This is a genomic window from Paraburkholderia sp. HD33-4 (assembly GCF_021390635.1).
GTDB lineage: Bacteria > Pseudomonadota > Gammaproteobacteria > Burkholderiales > Burkholderiaceae > Paraburkholderia.
Map to the genome: position 1 here is coordinate 3980687 of NZ_JAJEJS010000001.1, position 14750 is coordinate 3995436.

General features: G+C 65.4%; 15 protein-coding genes. 12 read left to right on the top strand and 3 right to left on the bottom strand.

Features of this window, described 5'->3' with window-relative positions; translation table 11 throughout:
- Positions 1 to 68: 68 nt before the first annotated feature.
- The 6 genes from ugpA (at position 69) to L0U84_RS17745 (ending at position 6468) form a co-directional block, all read left to right on the top strand.
- Positions 69 to 953: a sn-glycerol-3-phosphate ABC transporter permease UgpA gene (gene ugpA / locus L0U84_RS17720; protein WP_233851470.1), complete on the top strand. Its 885-nt coding sequence runs from the start codon at positions 69 to 71 to the stop codon at positions 951 to 953.
- Positions 950 to 1795, top strand: coding sequence for a sn-glycerol-3-phosphate ABC transporter permease UgpE (gene ugpE / locus L0U84_RS17725; protein WP_233851471.1), 846 nt, complete (start codon positions 950 to 952; stop codon positions 1793 to 1795). The genes ugpA and ugpE overlap by 4 nt, the downstream gene beginning before the upstream one ends.
- A 50-nt stretch (positions 1796 to 1845) precedes the next feature.
- Positions 1846 to 2934 (top strand): sn-glycerol-3-phosphate import ATP-binding protein UgpC, encoded by a 1089-nt coding sequence (locus L0U84_RS17730; RefSeq protein WP_233851473.1) that lies wholly within the window; start codon positions 1846 to 1848, stop codon positions 2932 to 2934.
- Positions 2935 to 3008: 74 nt separating this feature from the next.
- On the top strand, positions 3009 to 3308 hold the full coding sequence (locus tag L0U84_RS17735) for a DUF3761 domain-containing protein (RefSeq protein WP_233851474.1): 300 nt from the start codon (positions 3009 to 3011) through the stop codon (positions 3306 to 3308).
- A gap of 245 nt (positions 3309 to 3553) precedes the next feature.
- Positions 3554 to 5218, top strand: coding sequence for an energy-dependent translational throttle protein EttA (gene ettA / locus L0U84_RS17740; RefSeq protein ID WP_233851475.1), 1665 nt, complete (start codon positions 3554 to 3556; stop codon positions 5216 to 5218).
- Positions 5219 to 5343: 125 nt separating this feature from the next.
- Positions 5344 to 6468, top strand: coding sequence for a DUF748 domain-containing protein (locus tag L0U84_RS17745; protein ID WP_233851476.1), 1125 nt, complete (start codon positions 5344 to 5346; stop codon positions 6466 to 6468).
- Positions 6469 to 6482: 14 nt separating this feature from the next.
- Here the strand turns inward: L0U84_RS17745 and L0U84_RS17750 are convergent, their stop codons facing one another.
- Genes L0U84_RS17750 through L0U84_RS17760 form a run of 3 tightly spaced genes read right to left on the bottom strand, consistent with a single transcriptional unit; the run spans position 6483 to position 9261 of the window.
- Complete coding sequence (locus tag L0U84_RS17750) at positions 6483 to 7106, bottom strand: HAD family hydrolase (RefSeq protein WP_233851477.1); 624 nt, start codon at positions 7104 to 7106, stop codon at positions 6483 to 6485.
- Positions 7107 to 7137: 31 nt separating this feature from the next.
- Positions 7138 to 8952, bottom strand: a complete 1815-nt coding sequence (locus L0U84_RS17755; protein WP_233851478.1) for an aminopeptidase P family protein — start codon at positions 8950 to 8952, stop codon at positions 7138 to 7140.
- Between the two features lie 54 nt (positions 8953 to 9006).
- Positions 9007 to 9261 carry a hypothetical protein gene (locus L0U84_RS17760; RefSeq protein WP_233851479.1) on the bottom strand — a complete coding sequence of 85 codons (255 nt, stop codon included), beginning with the start codon at positions 9259 to 9261 and terminating at the stop codon, positions 9007 to 9009.
- Between the two features lie 229 nt (positions 9262 to 9490).
- Here L0U84_RS17760 and L0U84_RS17765 point away from each other — a divergent pair, with 229 nt between their 5' ends.
- From L0U84_RS17765 to L0U84_RS17790, 6 genes are all read left to right on the top strand, one after another.
- A complete protein-coding gene (locus tag L0U84_RS17765) occupies positions 9491 to 10201 on the top strand; it encodes a response regulator transcription factor (RefSeq protein WP_233851480.1) in 711 nt (236 codons plus the stop codon).
- 79 nt (positions 10202 to 10280) lie between these two features.
- Positions 10281 to 11567 carry a glutamyl-tRNA reductase gene (gene hemA / locus L0U84_RS17770; RefSeq protein ID WP_233851482.1) on the top strand — a complete coding sequence of 429 codons (1287 nt, stop codon included), beginning with the start codon at positions 10281 to 10283 and terminating at the stop codon, positions 11565 to 11567.
- A 120-nt stretch (positions 11568 to 11687) separates the two neighbouring features.
- On the top strand, positions 11688 to 12770 hold the full coding sequence (gene prfA / locus L0U84_RS17775; RefSeq protein WP_129958999.1) for a peptide chain release factor 1: 1083 nt from the start codon (positions 11688 to 11690) through the stop codon (positions 12768 to 12770).
- Positions 12771 to 12779: 9 nt separating this feature from the next.
- Positions 12780 to 13667, top strand: a complete 888-nt coding sequence (gene prmC / locus L0U84_RS17780) for a peptide chain release factor N(5)-glutamine methyltransferase (protein ID WP_233851484.1) — start codon at positions 12780 to 12782, stop codon at positions 13665 to 13667.
- A gap of 112 nt (positions 13668 to 13779) precedes the next feature.
- Entirely contained in the window at positions 13780 to 14091 is a 312-nt protein-coding gene (gene grxD / locus L0U84_RS17785) for a Grx4 family monothiol glutaredoxin (RefSeq protein ID WP_233851486.1), read from the top strand.
- 40 nt (positions 14092 to 14131) lie between these two features.
- The gene (locus L0U84_RS17790) at positions 14132 to 14734 is read left to right on the top strand and encodes a UbiX family flavin prenyltransferase (RefSeq protein WP_233851488.1); all 603 of its coding nucleotides are present in this window, start codon (positions 14132 to 14134) and stop codon (positions 14732 to 14734) included.
- The last annotated feature ends 16 nt before the right edge of the window (positions 14735 to 14750 follow it).

A 14750-nucleotide genomic window follows, 5' to 3' on the forward strand; every position in this document is an offset into this window, starting at 1 on the left:
CTGCCAGCTGGGTTCCGACGCTCCCGCGCCGGAACCCGAGGTCGTTGCATCACACCCTGGAAATCCAGATGGAAAAGCGCTCCTACTTCGGCACCAGCACGCTGCCCTACCTGCTAGTCGCGCCGCAGTTGCTCATCACGCTGGTGTTCTTCCTGTGGCCGGCCGGGGTCGCGCTCTGGCAATCGACGCAAAGCCAGGACGCGTTCGGCACCTCGAGCCAGTTCGTCGGACTGACGAACTTCAAGCAGCTGTTCGCCGATCCGCTGTATCTGGCGTCGTTCAACACGACGATCGTGTTCTGCACGCTCGTCACCGTGTCGGGTCTCGTGATCTCGCTGCTGCTCGCGGTCTGCGCGGATCGCGTGACGCGCGGCGCGAAGGCCTATCAAACGCTGCTGATCTGGCCGTACGCGGTCGCCCCCGCGATCGCCGCGGTGCTGTGGTCGTTCCTGTTCAACCCGAGCATCGGCCTCGTCACGTATGCGCTCGCGAAATACGGCATCGTGTGGAATCACGCGCTGAACCCGGGTCAGGCGATGTTCCTCGTGGTGCTCGCGTCGGTCTGGCAGCAGATCAGCTATAACTTCCTGTTCTTCTACGCGGGCCTGCAGGCGATTCCGCGCTCGCTGATCGAAGCGGCCGCGATCGACGGCGCCGGTCCGGTGCGCCGCTTTTTCGGCATCGCGTTGCCGCTGTTGTCGCCGACCACGTTCTTCCTGCTGGTGATCAACATCACCTACGCGTTCTTCGACACCTTCCCGGTGATCGACGCGGCGACCGGCGGCGGCCCCGGCCAGGCCACCCGCACGCTGATCTACAAGATCTTCGCCGAAGGCTTCCAGGGACTCGACATCGGCAGCTCGGGCGCGCAGTCGGTCGTGCTGATGATCATCGTCGTGGCGCTGACCGTCGTGCAATTCCGCTTCATCGAACGCAGGGTTCAATACTCATGATCGAGAACCGACGCGGGTTCGACCTGTTCTGTCACGCGGTGCTGATCGTCGGCGTCGCGCTGGTGGTGTTTCCGGTGTACGTCGCGTTCTGCGCGGCGACGATGAGTGAGCATGAAGTGTTCACCGTGCCGCTGTCGCTCGTGCCGAGCACGCATCTGTTCGAGAACATCGCGACGATCTGGACGCACGGCACCGGCAATGCGGCGGCGCCGTTCAATCGCATGCTGTTCAACAGCCTCGTGATGGCGCTGGTGATCGCGATCGGCAAGATCGCCGTGTCGATGATCTCCGCGTACGCGATCGTCTACTTCCGCTTTCCGTTTCGCACTGCCGCTTTCTGGCTGATTTTCATCACGCTGATGCTGCCGGTCGAAGTGCGGATCTTCCCGACCGTGCAGGTCGTGTCGTCGATGCATCTGAGCAATACGTACACCGGTTTGACGTTGCCGCTGATCGCGTCGGCGACCGCGACGTTCCTGTTCCGCCAGTTCTTCAAGACGTTGCCGGACGAACTGATGGAAGCCGCGCGCATCGACGGCGCGGGCGCGCTGCGCTTCTTCTGGGACGTCGTGCTGCCGCTGTCGCGCACCACGATGGCGGCGCTCTTCGTGATCACCTTCATCTACGGCTGGAACCAGTATCTGTGGCCGATCCTGATCACGAGCCAGCAGTCGCTGACCACCGCGGTGATCGGCATCAAGGGGATGATCGCCTCGGGCGATACCGCGACCGAATGGCATCTGGTGATGACGGCCACGCTGCTCGCGATGCTGCCGCCGCTCGTCGTCGTGCTGACGATGCAGCGCTGGTTCGTGCGCGGCCTCGTCGATACGGAAAAATGATCCGGTATGGCGGACTGCGACAAGTACTCAAAATCAAAGGCTAGAACGGCATGGCTGCACTGACTCTGCAAAGCGTTAAGAAAACCTACGACGGCAAACAGTTCGTGTTGCACGGCATTGACGTCGACGTGGCCGACGGCGAATTCGTCGTAATGGTCGGGCCGTCCGGCTGCGGCAAATCGACGTTGCTGCGGATGGTGGCCGGGCTCGAACGTATCTCCGACGGCAGCATTTCGATCGCCGGCAAGGTCGTCAACGAGCTGGAGCCGAAAGATCGCAACATCGCGATGGTGTTCCAGAACTATGCGCTGTATCCGCATATGAGCGTGGCCGAGAACATGGGCTACGCGCTGAAAATCGCGGGCGTCGATCGCGCGCAGATCGCGAAGCGCGTCGAAGCCGCCGCGCAGATTCTCGAACTTGGCGCGCTGCTGCAGCGCAAGCCGCGCGAGCTGTCGGGCGGGCAGCGCCAGCGCGTTGCGATGGGTCGCGCGATCGTGCGCGAGCCGGCGGTGTTTCTATTCGACGAGCCGCTGTCGAATCTCGACGCGCGTCTGCGGGTGCAGATGCGCCTCGAAATCCAGCGCCTGCATGCGCGCCTGAAGACCACGAGCCTGTACGTCACGCACGATCAGATCGAAGCGATGACGCTGGCGCAGCGTGTGATCGTGATGAACAAGGGCCACGCTGAGCAGATCGGCGCGCCGACCGAAGTCTACGAGCGGCCGGCCACGGTGTTCGTTGCGAGCTTCATCGGCTCGCCGGGGATGAATCTGCTCGACGGTCGCATATCCGACGACGGCTCGAGCTTCGACGTCGCCGGCAACGGCCCGAAGCTGCCGCTCGCGGGCGTGCCGTCGATCGGCCGCGAAGTCGCGACGGGCCGCGAATGGACGCTCGGCATTCGCCCCGAGCATCTGAGCCCGGGCACGGCCAACGCACCGCAGGCGACGCTGAGCGTCGATTCCTGCGAGATTCTCGGTGCGGACAATCTCGCGCACGGCCGCTGGGGCAAGCACGACGTAACCGCGCGGCTGCCGCACGCGCATCGTCCGGCGGCCGGCGAGGCGCTGCAGGTCGTGCTGCCCGCGCAGCATCTGCACTTCTTCGACCCGGCGACGGGACGGCGCGCAAACTGAGGCGGCTTCGAGCGGCTCGCGCCGGAGCTCGAACAACAACGAACGACAACGCGGCGCCACGCTTCGGGGAGCCTGTGACGAGCCTGGCCCTCAGGACCTTGTGCCCATCCGCGGTCATCGCCGCGGCGCTGCTGTTGGGCGCTGCGGAGGCATTCGCCTACGTCGCGCCGGGCACGAACCCTGACGAATCGAACCTCGGTAACCACAACACGTACACGAACCGCGACGGCAACACCGTGCATGCGCCGGCCCATTCGTTAGCGGGCAAGGTCCCCGAAGGCGCGAGCGCGCTCTGCCGCGATGGCAGCTACAGCTTCAGCCGGCATCACAGCGGCACCTGCTCGCGACACGGCGGCGTCGCGCAATGGCTCTGAGGAGCGGCGAGAAGGTGCGCGAGATGGCGCGCGACCGGGCCCGCCGCCGGGGCCTCCCCTGCCGCCCGGCCGCCGCCGCGAAGTACAATGCCACCTGAACCACATGCCGCGCGCGGCAGCGTCGTCGAATCCGACGCCGCGCCGGCCGGCGCCGGGTGTTCCGCCCGGCGCTCACACCGATTACCCATTCACCCCCGACTGCCCGCCCGGATGCGGCCGGCGTCGTCAACGTCTACTGCAAGCAAATGGCCCAATACGTTTTCACCATGAACCGGGTCGGCAAAATCGTGCCGCCCAAGCGCCAGATCCTCAAAGACATTTCGCTATCGTTCTTCCCCGGCGCGAAGATCGGCCTGCTCGGCCTGAACGGCTCGGGCAAGTCGACGCTGATCCGCATCATGGCCGGTGTGGACACGGAGATCGAAGGCGAAGCGACGCCGATGCCGAACCTGAACATCGGTTATCTGCCGCAGGAGCCGCAGCTCGATCCGCAGAAAACCGTACGTGAAGCGGTCGAGGAAGGCCTCGGCGACGTGTTCAACGCGCAGAAGAAGCTCGACGAAATCTACGCGGCCTACGCCGAGCCGGACGCCGACTTCGACGCACTGGCCGCCGAGCAGGCGAAGTACGAAGCGATCCTCGCCGCGACCGACGGCAGCGCCGAGCAGCAGATCGAAATCGCCGCCGACGCGCTGCGCCTGCCCGCGTGGGACGCGAAGATCGAGCATCTGTCAGGCGGTGAAAAGCGCCGCGTGGCGCTGTGCAAGCTGCTGCTGCAAAAGCCCGACATGCTGCTGCTCGACGAACCGACCAACCACCTCGACGCGGAATCGGTCGAATGGCTCGAGCAGTTCCTGACGCGCTTCCCGGGCACCGTGGTCGCCGTCACGCACGATCGCTACTTCCTCGACAACGCCGCCGAGTGGATTCTCGAACTCGACCGCGGCCACGGCATTCCGTGGAAGGGCAACTACAGCAGCTGGCTCGATCAGAAGGAAGAGCGGCTGAAGCAGGAAGAGTCGTCGGAATCGGCCCGCCAGAAGGCGATCAAGAAGGAACTCGAGTGGGTGCGCCAGAACCCGAAGGGCCGCCAGGCGAAGTCGAAGGCGCGTATCGCCCGCTTCGAGGAACTGAACAGCCAGGACTACCAGAAGCGCAACGAAACCCAGGAAATCTTCATTCCGGTCGGCGACCGCCTCGGCAATGAAGTGATCGAGTTCAAGAACGTCAGCAAGTCGTACGGCGATCGTCTGCTGCTCGATAACGTCAGCTTCAAGATTCCGGCGGGCGCGATCGTCGGCATCATCGGTCCGAACGGCGCCGGCAAGTCCACGCTGTTCCGCATGCTGACCGACCGCGAACAACCCGATTCGGGCGAAATCGTGAAGGGCCCGACCGTCAAGCTCGCTTACGTGGACCAGAGCCGCGAAGCGCTCGCAGGCACCAAGACTGTGTTCGAGGAAATCTCGGGTGGGGCGGACGTGCTGACGGTCGGCAAGTACGAAACGCCGTCGCGGGCCTATATCGGCCGCTTCAACTTCAAGGGCGGCGACCAGCAGAAGATCGTCGGCAATCTGTCCGGCGGCGAGCGCGGTCGTCTGCATCTGGCGAAGACGCTGATCGCGGGCGGCAACGTGCTGCTCCTCGACGAACCGTCGAACGACCTCGACGTCGAAACGCTGCGCGCGCTCGAAGACGCGCTGCTCGAATTCGCCGGCTCGGTGCTCGTGATCTCGCACGATCGCTGGTTCCTCGACCGCATCGCGACGCATATCCTCGCGTTCGAAGGCGACTCGCAAGTTACGTTCTTCGACGGCAACTACCAGGAATACGAAGCGGACAAGCGCGCGCGTCTCGGCGAGGAAGGCGCGCGGCCGAAGCGTCTGCGCTACAAGCCGATCTCGCGTTAAGAGGCGATATGCGACGCCCCGTCCGGCGCAATGCCGGACGGGCCGCGAGGCACGTGCGTTGCTACCTGCTAGATGGCAGCGGCGCGAGTGAAAGTTCCGCGCACGCCACGCGACAGGAGGCAGGCATGGCGATGTCGAAGGGCAGGCGCTGGATCGTCGTCGTGGGAGCAACGCTTGTGGCGTTGATCGTGATCGCGATCGGCGCGATGCAATTCGCGCAACGGGAAGTCAAGAATCGCGTCAGCGCGGCGCTCGGGCCGCTCGGCAGCGCCGACAGCATCGAAGTCGGCCTCACCTCGGTACACCTCACTCACGTCGTGCTGAAAGCGCCGCCCGGCTGGCCGGCGGGCGAACCGCTACGCGCCGACGAAATCACCATCACCCCCGACGTTCGCGATCTGATCGCGCGCCGCATGCATATTCGCGAGGTCGTCGTGCGCGGCTTCGACATGGCCGTGTTACGCACGAGAGACGGCTCGCTCAACCTGTTGCCGAACCTGCGCGAATCTCTGAACCGCGACGATCAGCCAGGCGGCGCCGGCACGGCGCCGTCGATCCCGCGCGAAAAGCAGGTCGACCACATCCGCTTCGAGCAAGGCAACTTCCATTTCTACGACATGACCGTCGGGCCGCCGGCGTTCAAGGTCACGGTCAGCAACGCCAACGCGAGCGTCGACAATCTGCATCTGCCATTGCTCGCCGAGCCGACCAACGTCAGCGTTCGCGGCACGCTGAAGGGGCCGGCGCATATCGGCACCGTGACTTTCGACGGCTGGATCAAGATCGCCAGCCGCGATTCGCAGACGACGAGCGCGCTGACCGGTGTCGATATCGCGATGCTCGATCCGTATCTGCTGAAGAAGGCCGGGACGCGCGCACAGGTGACGGGCGGTACCGTCGATCTGACGATCGAATCGACGGTACGCAACTATCACCTGCACGCGCCGGGCACGGTGACGGTCCACAATCTGCAACTCGCCGAATCCGACAATCCGCTCGAGACGTTCATGTCGATTCCGACCCGCGCCGCCGTCGCCGCGCTGAAGACGCATAACGGCGACATTACGCTGCACTTCGTACTCGACGGCGATCTGCGCGATCCGAAGTTCTCGGTGCGCGAAGGGATCCTTACGCGCATCGGCGCGGGGTTTGCTCAGGCGCTCGGGGTCAGCGTCGAAGGTGTCGCGAAGGGCGCGGGCGAGACCGTCAAGGGTCTCGGCAATGCGTTGAAGAATCTGTTGGGACAGTAGCGGTAGCGCTCAGCTCAAACCGGCAAGCCCAATTCGCGCAACTTCGTCTCGGTTTGCGCGGCGCTCGTGTGATGCACGCCGTGCCAGCCGAGCGCCGTCGCGGCTTCGGCGTTCTTCGCGTTGTCGTCGATGAAGACGAGTTCGGCCGACTCGACGCCGGGCATCTGCAACTCGATGCGCCGGCGCATTTCGGCGAAGATCGCCGGGTCTGGCTTCACGAGCTTCACGCGCCCCGACACGACGATGTCGCGAAAGCGCCGCAGCACCGGATAGTGCTCCCATGCATACGGAAAGGTCTCGGCCGACCAGTTGGTGAGTCCGAAAAGCGGCACCTCGGCCGCTTCGAGCTTTTCCATCAGCGCGATGCCGTCATCCAGCACGCCCGCCACCATCTGGTGCCAGCGCTCGTAGAACGCGCGGATCAGCGGCTCGTGATCGGGAAACCGCGCGATCAGCTCGTCGGTGGCTTCGACGATCGGCTGGCCGCCGTCCTGGCGGATCACCCAGTCCATCGAGCAAACGTGCGTGAGGAACCAGCGGCGCTCGGCTTCGTCGGGAATCAGCTCCCTGTATAAATACTCGGGACTCCAGTCGATCAGCACACCGCCGAAATCGAACACCACTGCCTTGATCGCCATGCACGCTCCGTGTGGAAGGTTTTCGCCGTGCTCAGATTGGTTGCGTGCGCAGTTCGAGCCACGCCTTCGCGTCGCCCGTGACATGCGGCGCGAGGCGCGCGCGCACCGTCTCGTGATACGCGTTGAGCCACGCGCGCTCGTCGTCGCGCAGCAGCGACAGCTCGATGCAGCGGGTGTCGATTGGGCACAGCGTCAGCGTTTCGAACTTCAGGAAATCGCCGAATTCGGTTTTTTCGGCGGCCACGTTCAGAACGAGGTTTTCGATGCGCACGCCCCACTTGCCCGGCCGATACAGACCCGGCTCGTTCGACGTGATCATGCCCTCCTCCATCGCGGTCCACGGTTCCGCCGGCGCGTAGTGCGAAATCACCTGCGGACCTTCGTGCACGTTGAGGAAGTAGCCGACCCCGTGACCGGTGCCGTGGCCATAGTCGGCGCCCGCCTGCCAGATCGGCGCGCGCGCGATCGCATCGAGCATCGGCGAACGAACGCCGCGCGGGAATTGCGCGCGTGACAGCGCGATCATGCCCTTCAGCACGACCGTGAAATCGCGGCGCTGCTCGCTGCTCGGCGTGCCGATCGGGACGACACGGGTGATGTCGGTCGTGCCGCTCAGGTACTGGCCGCCCGAATCGATCAGCAGCAGGCCGTTGCCTTCGATCACCGCGTGCGACTCCTCGGTCGCGCGATAGTGCGGCATCGCGCCGTTCGCATTGAAGCCCGCGATCGTCGCGAAGCTCAGCGACACGAAGCCGGGACGGCGTGCGCGGGCGGCCGTCAGACGCTCGTCGATCGTCAGCTCGGTGATGCGCTCGCGGCCCAGCGCGCCTTCGAACCACGCGAAGAATTCGGCGAGCGCCGCGCCGTCCTGTTCCATCGTCGCGCGCACGTGCGCGGCGTCGGCCGCGGACTTGCACGATTTCAGGAACGTGGACGGATTGACCGCCTCGACCACCTTGACCGACGACGGCACCGCCTGCAGCGAGCCGTACGTGATGCGACGCGGATCGATCAGCAGCGTGCTGCCGGCCGGCAGCGCGGCAAGCGCGTCCGCGGCTTTCGCGTACGGCTCGACGCTGATGCCGTCGCGCCCGAGCACTTCGGCGAGCGCCGGCGACACTTTGCCGTCGGCGATAAAGAGCGACGCGCGATCCAGGCCGATCAGTGCATGCGCGACGAACACCGGGTTGTAGCTGACATCGGCGCCGCGCAGGTTCAGCAGCCATGCGAGGTCGTCGAGCGTCGAGACGAAGTGCCACTGCGCGCCTTTGTCGGCCATCGCGCGGCGCACCTGCGCGAGCTTCTCAGCGCGCGCGACGCCCGCTTGCGGCGCGGCGTGCTCGAAGACGGCGTCGGCGGGAAGCGCTGGGCGCTGCGCCCAGATCGCGTCGAACAGGTCGACGTCGGTGCGCAGCTGCACGCCGTGCGGGTTCAGCGCCGCGCTCAAGGCGCGTGCCGCCGCGACGCCGAGCACCGCGCCGTCCACACCGACGGCGCCGCCGCTCGCGACGTTCTGCGCGAGCCATTCGAAATGCGGCGTGGTCAGCTGGCCGCCGGTCATTTTCATCAACTCGACACCGGTGCCGGCGAGCTGCGCGCTGGCCTGCTCCCAGTAGCGGCTGTCGGTCCAGACGCCGGCGAAATCGGCGGTGACGATCAGCGTGCCGGCCGAGCCGGTGAAGCCCGACAGCCATTGGCGGCCTTGCCAGCGCCCGGGAAGGTACTCGGACAGGTGCGGATCCGCCGACGGCACGAGGTAAGCGGCGATGCCTTCGCGCGCCATCGCGGCGCGCAGGCTCGCGAGGCGCTCGGGAACGGAGGAGGTTTCGGGAAGTCGGGCGTTCATGGGAGTTACCTGCAAGGATTCATCGACGGATCGACCGGCGCGTTCATCGACTCTTCATCGACGCGAAAAAAGGCCGACCGTCACGGCGACGGCGATGAGCGCGACGGCGGTGCTTACCTGCCATTCGAGCATGTCGCCATCATGGAAAAGACCTGTTACGTTGCCGGCCATGCGCGCGACGCTCGCGCCGAGCACGCCGGCCACCAGTGCGGCCCACCAGCGGGCGCGGCTCGCCCGGCGCTGCGGGTGCAACCACCAGCCCGCGAGGCCGATCACGACGCCGAGCACGAGAATGCCTGGCCAACCCATCAGGCGTGGGCTCCAGACTGGGCGCTGAAACACGGCAAAATCAATTTCGGATTCGTCTCATAGGCGGAAGAAGCAGCCAAGGCTAGCATTTTTGCCTCCTTAACTATAGAAGTTCAGCACGGCGCTTTCCGCATAGCGGTTGAGTTTAGGGGCCGGGGTGTGCTTAGGCAAGTTGTAAGTCTGACGAAAACGCCTCACGCTCCGCCCGTCGCCAGGCTGACGCCGCGCCATGCGCATCGCCCTTATCGAACCTGACGTGCAACACGCCAAACTGGTCGACCGGCTCATTTTCGCCGGCGGCCATGTGTGCCACCACTTCACCACCAGCGCCATCTTCCTGCAGCGCGCCACCGACGAATTTTTCGACCTGCTGATCACCGAAAGCTGGGCCGGCGACCATTGTGCTGAAGACGTGATCCCGCGCGCCCGCTCCATTTTGCCGGGCCTACCCATCATGATGCTGATTGCGGCACCGCGCGAAGGCCAGATCGTCGCCGCGCTGCACGCCGGCGCCGACGACTGCCTGAGCAAGCCGGTGCGCGGCCCCGAAATGCTCGCGCGTGTCGAGGCGCTGCAGCGCCGCGCGGGTCTGCGGCGGCCGCCCAAACGACGGCGCGACGTGATCGGCGGCTATACGTTCGACACGGCGCATTTCGCCGTCGCCTTCGGCGATCTGACGGTCGTCCTGACGCCGAAGGAATTCCGCCTCGCTCTGCTGCTATTCAACAATCTGGCGCGACCGGTGTCGCGCGCGCATATCCTCGAAACGGTGTGGGCGCGCCGCCGCGACGTAAAGTCGCGCACCGTCGACACTCACGTGTCGCGCGTGCGCAGCAAGCTGCAGCTGCGCCCGGAGCTTGGCTACGCGCTGACGCCAGTCTATGGTTACGGTTACCAGCTCGACGCAATTCCGCCGGAGACCCTGCCGGACGCGAGCTGACGCATGCGGGGTATACGGCGTGCAGGATGTGAGAATCGTGGAAACGCTATAATATGAGGCTGAACGATAGCTCCCCCAAATGCAGCTTCTAACGATCGGAATCAACCATCACACTGCGCCTGTCGCCTTGCGCGAACGCGTGGCGTTTCCGCTCGAACAGATCAAGCCCGCTCTGGATACGTTCAAAGGCCTCTGGGTGGGCCGCATGGCCCCCAACGCACCCGAAGCGGCAATTCTGTCCACCTGCAATCGCACCGAACTTTACTGCGCGACCGACGACCTCGCCGCGCGCGAAGCCTCGGTCCAGTGGCTGTCGAAGTACCACAACCTCCCCATCGACGAACTCGCACCGCACGTCTACGCGCTGCCGCAGTCGGAAGCGGTGCGGCATGCGTTCCGCGTCGCGTCGGGGCTCGATTCGATGGTGCTGGGCGAGACGCAGATCGTCGGACAAATGAAGGACGCGGTGCGCACCGCCTCCGAAGCCGGCGCACTCGGCACCTATCTGAACCAGCTGTTCCAACGCACCTTCGCCGTTGCAAAAGAAGTGCGCAGCACCACCGAAATCGGCGCGCAGTCGGTGTCGATGGCCGCCGCCGCGGTACGCCTCGCCCAACGCATTTTCGACAAGATCGCGAACCAGCGGGTGCTGTTCATCGGTGCTGGCGAAATGATCGAGCTTTGCGCGACGCATTTCGCCGCGCAGCATCCGCGTGAACTCGTCGTCGCGAACCGCACGGCAGAGCGCGGCATGCGGCTCGCCGAGCGCTTCAACGGCCGCGCCATTCCGCTCTCCGAACTGCCCGCGCGCATGCACGAATTCGACATCATCGTGTCCTGCACGGCATCTACGTTGCCGATCATCGGTCTGGGCGCGGTCGAGCGCGCGGTCAAGGCGCGCCGTCACCGGCCGATCTTCATGGTCGACCTCGCGGTGCCGCGCGACATCGAACCCGAAGCCGGCCAGCTCGAAGACGTGTTCCTGTACACCGTCGACGACCTCGGCGCGATCGTCCGCGAAGGCAATGCGTCGCGTCAGGCGGCGGTCGCGCAGGCCGAAGCGATCATCGAAACCCGCGTGCAGAACTTCATGCAGTGGCTCGACGCGCGCAGCATCGTGCCGGTAATCCGCCACATGCACACGCAGGCGGACACGCTGCGCCGCGCAGAAGTCGAACGCGCGCAGAAAATGCTCGCGCGCGGCGACGACCCCGCCGCGGTGCTCGAAGCACTGTCGCAAGCGCTGACCAACAAGCTGATCCATGGTCCTACTCACGCGTTGAATCGTGCGAGCAGCGACAACCGCGACAAGCTGATCGAGCTGATGAGCGGCTTCTACAAACACCCCGGCTCCTCCGAGCGTTAGCGGCGCAGTGCTCGCCGCACCCCGCGCGCCACCGCCGTGGCCCGCGAAGTGCTTCCGCCCCGGGCATTCGCCCGTTCCTCTCGCCGCATCCTTTCCGGAGTCCGCTCCGCTACCCGCCCGATGAAAACGAGCATGCAACGCAAGCTCGACCAGCTGACAATCCGGCTGGCCGAACTGAACGATCTGTTGAGCCGCGAGGACATCACCGCCAACCTCGACCAATACCGCAAGCTCACGCGTGAACACGCGGAGCTCGGTCCCGTCGTCGAGCATTACGGGCTGTGGCGCCAGGCGCAGAACGACGCGACCACCGCGCAGGAACTGCTCGCCGACGCGTCGATGCGCGATTTCGCCGAAGAGGAAATCCGCGCGGCGCGTGATCGTATGGAGACGCTCGGCGTCGAACTACAGAAAATGCTGCTGCCGAAAGATCCGAACGACGAACGCAACATCTTCCTCGAAATCCGCGCGGGCACCGGCGGCGACGAATCCGCGCTGTTCGCGGGCGATCTGCTGCGCATGTATCTGCGCTATGCCGAACGCAATCGCTGGCAAGTCGAGATGATGTCGGCAAGCGAATCGGATCTTGGCGGCTACCGCGAAGTCATCGTGCGGATTGCCGGCGATGCCGCGTATTCGAAGCTGAAGTTCGAGTCGGGCGGGCATCGCGTGCAGCGCGTGCCGGCCACCGAAACTCAGGGCCGCATTCATACCTCGGCGTGCACGGTCGCGGTCATGCCCGAAGCCGACGAGATCGGCGAAGTCGAGATCAATCCGGCCGATCTGCGTATCGACACGTTCCGCGCGTCCGGCGCGGGCGGCCAGCACATCAACAAGACCGACTCGGCGGTGCGCGTCACGCACTTGCCGACGGGCATCGTCGTCGAATGTCAGGACGACCGCTCGCAGCACAAGAATAAAGATCGCGCGCTGAAGGTGCTCGCCGCGCGCATCAAGGACAAGCAAACGCACGAGCAGCAGACGAAGGAAGCGGCGACCCGCAAGAATCTGATCGGCTCGGGCGACCGCTCGGAGCGCATTCGCACGTACAACTTCCCGCAGGGGCGCCTCACCGATCACCGCATCAACCTGACGCTGTATCGCCTCGACGCAATCATGGACGGCGATCTCGAAGAACTGATCGCGGCGCTCGTCAGCGAGCATCAGGCCGAGCTGCTAGCATCGCTCGGCGACGCGGACTGACACCCGACAATGACCGACGCGTCCCCGGCTCCACTCGGCCCCACGGCTGCGCCAGCGACGGCCGACGCGCTATTGCGCGCATCGCCACTGCCGCCGCTCGAAGCGCGCATTCTGCTCACGCACGTGCTCGGCTGGCGGCGCACGCAGCTGATCACGCGCGGCGAGGAGCCGCTGGAGCGCGCGAGCGTCGAGCGTTATCGCGCGCTCGAGGCGCGGCGCATGGCCGGTGAGCCGGTCGCGCAACTCGTCGGTGCGCGCGAATTCTTTGGACTGGAATTCGAAGTGACGCCGCACGTGCTGATTCCGCGCCCCGAAACCGAACTGCTGGTCGAAACCGCGCTCACGGCGATCGAACCTCGGCCGCGTCCGCGCGTGCTCGATCTCGGGACCGGAACCGGCGCAATCGCGGTGGCGATCGCGTCGATGCGGCCCGACGCTCAGGTCTGGGCGCTCGACCGCTCGGCCGAGGCCCTCGCGGTCGCCACGCGCAACGGCGCGAGCCTGCTCGACCCGAAGCGTCCGGGCGGCATAGTGACGTTCCTGCACAGCGACTGGTACGGCTCGCTCGACGCCGCGCTGCGGTTCGACGCGATCGTCAGCAATCCGCCATATATCGCGAGCGGCGACCCGCATCTGCGCGAAGGCGATCTGCGTTTCGAGCCGCGCGGCGCGCTCACCGACGAAGCCGACGGCCTCAGCGCGATCCGCGCGATCGTCGCCGGCGCGCCCCAGCATCTCGCCACCGACGGTGCGCTGTGGATCGAGCATGGCTACGACCAGGCCGAAGCCGTGCGTGCGTTGCTGAGCGCGCGAGGCTTTGCCGAGGTCCGCTCGGAGCGGGATCTCGCCGGCATCGAGCGGATCAGCGGAGGCGTGCTGCGCGCCGCCGAGGCCTAAGCGCGGTCGCCTCGGCTAAAACCCCAGGCGCGACGCGGCTGCGACCGCTCGTAGCGAAATCCGCTATCATTTCAGCCTATTCCCTTCATCTATCGGAACCGCAAGGTCAGTCATGGATACGCAACAACGCATCAAGCAAATCGTCGACGACAACAACGTCGTTCTCTTCATGAAGGGCACGGCCCAGTTCCCGATGTGCGGTTTTTCCGGCCGCGCCATCCAGATCCTGAAGGCGTGCGGCGTCGGTGAAATCAAGACCGTCAACGTGCTCGAAGACGACGAAATCCGTCAGGGCATCAAGGTGTTCTCGAACTGGCCGACCATTCCGCAGCTATACGTGAAGGGCGAATTCGTCGGCGGCTCGGACATCATGATGGAGATGTACGAATCGGGCGAACTGCAGCAGCTGTTCGCCGCGGCCTGAGCGCTCTACGCTTCGTTCGCTTCATCAGGCGCCGCAAGCCATGCAGCAAGCACGCACCGCGGCGCCACGCCGGCTGATCGTCGCGATCACCGGCGCCACCGGCGCCATCTACGGCATCCGGCTACTCGAGACGCTGCGCCGCCTGGGCGGCGTCGAGAGCCACCTGCTGATTTCGAGCGCGGGTTGGCTGAACATCCAGCATGAACTCCAGTTGGGTAAGGACGACGTGCATCCGCTCGCGGATGTCGTCCATTCGGTGCGCGACGTCGGCGCGAGCATCGCGTCCGGCTCGTTCGCAACTGATGGCATGATCGTCGCGCCCTGCTCGATGAAAACGCTCGCGAGCATCGCACACGGTTTCGCCGACAACCTGATCACCCGCGCCGCCGACGTCACACTGAAGGAGCGTCGCCGTCTCGTGCTGCTGGTGCGCGAAACGCCGTTCAACCTTGCGCATCTGCGCAATATGACGGCCGTCACCGAAATGGGCGGGGTGATCTTTCCGCCTTTGCCCGCGTTTTATAACCAGCCTGCGTCGATCGACGAGATGGTCGATCACACGGTCGCACGCGTGCTCGATCTGTTTGCGCTGGGGCCGGCGTTGTCGCCGGCGTGGGAAGGACTGCGGGGCGCGCAGGATTAATCGCGGCAATGCGGAT

Bases quoted from the DNA above. Each gene is read 5' to 3' on its own strand.
- L0U84_RS17755 (WP_233851478.1), bottom strand. From the start codon at position 8,952: ATGAACGCCCGACTTCCCGAAACCTCCTCCGTTCCCGAGCGCCTCGCG.
- hemA (WP_233851482.1), top strand. From the start codon at position 10,281: ATGCAGCTTCTAACGATCGGAATCAACCATCACACTGCGCCTGTCGCC.
- L0U84_RS17765 (WP_233851480.1), top strand. From the start codon at position 9,491: ATGCGCATCGCCCTTATCGAACCTGACGTGCAACACGCCAAACTGGTC.
- L0U84_RS17790 (WP_233851488.1), top strand. From the start codon at position 14,132: ATGCAGCAAGCACGCACCGCGGCGCCACGCCGGCTGATCGTCGCGATC.
- prmC (WP_233851484.1), top strand. From the start codon at position 12,780: ATGACCGACGCGTCCCCGGCTCCACTCGGCCCCACGGCTGCGCCAGCG.
- prfA (WP_129958999.1), top strand. From the start codon at position 11,688: ATGAAAACGAGCATGCAACGCAAGCTCGACCAGCTGACAATCCGGCTG.
- grxD (WP_233851486.1), top strand. From the start codon at position 13,780: ATGGATACGCAACAACGCATCAAGCAAATCGTCGACGACAACAACGTC.
- L0U84_RS17730 (WP_233851473.1), top strand. From the start codon at position 1,846: ATGGCTGCACTGACTCTGCAAAGCGTTAAGAAAACCTACGACGGCAAA.
- L0U84_RS17760 (WP_233851479.1), bottom strand. From the start codon at position 9,261: ATGGGTTGGCCAGGCATTCTCGTGCTCGGCGTCGTGATCGGCCTCGCG.
- ugpA (WP_233851470.1), top strand. From the start codon at position 69: ATGGAAAAGCGCTCCTACTTCGGCACCAGCACGCTGCCCTACCTGCTA.
- ettA (WP_233851475.1), top strand. From the start codon at position 3,554: ATGGCCCAATACGTTTTCACCATGAACCGGGTCGGCAAAATCGTGCCG.
- ugpE (WP_233851471.1), top strand. From the start codon at position 950: ATGATCGAGAACCGACGCGGGTTCGACCTGTTCTGTCACGCGGTGCTG.
- L0U84_RS17745 (WP_233851476.1), top strand. From the start codon at position 5,344: ATGGCGATGTCGAAGGGCAGGCGCTGGATCGTCGTCGTGGGAGCAACG.
- L0U84_RS17750 (WP_233851477.1), bottom strand. From the start codon at position 7,106: ATGGCGATCAAGGCAGTGGTGTTCGATTTCGGCGGTGTGCTGATCGAC.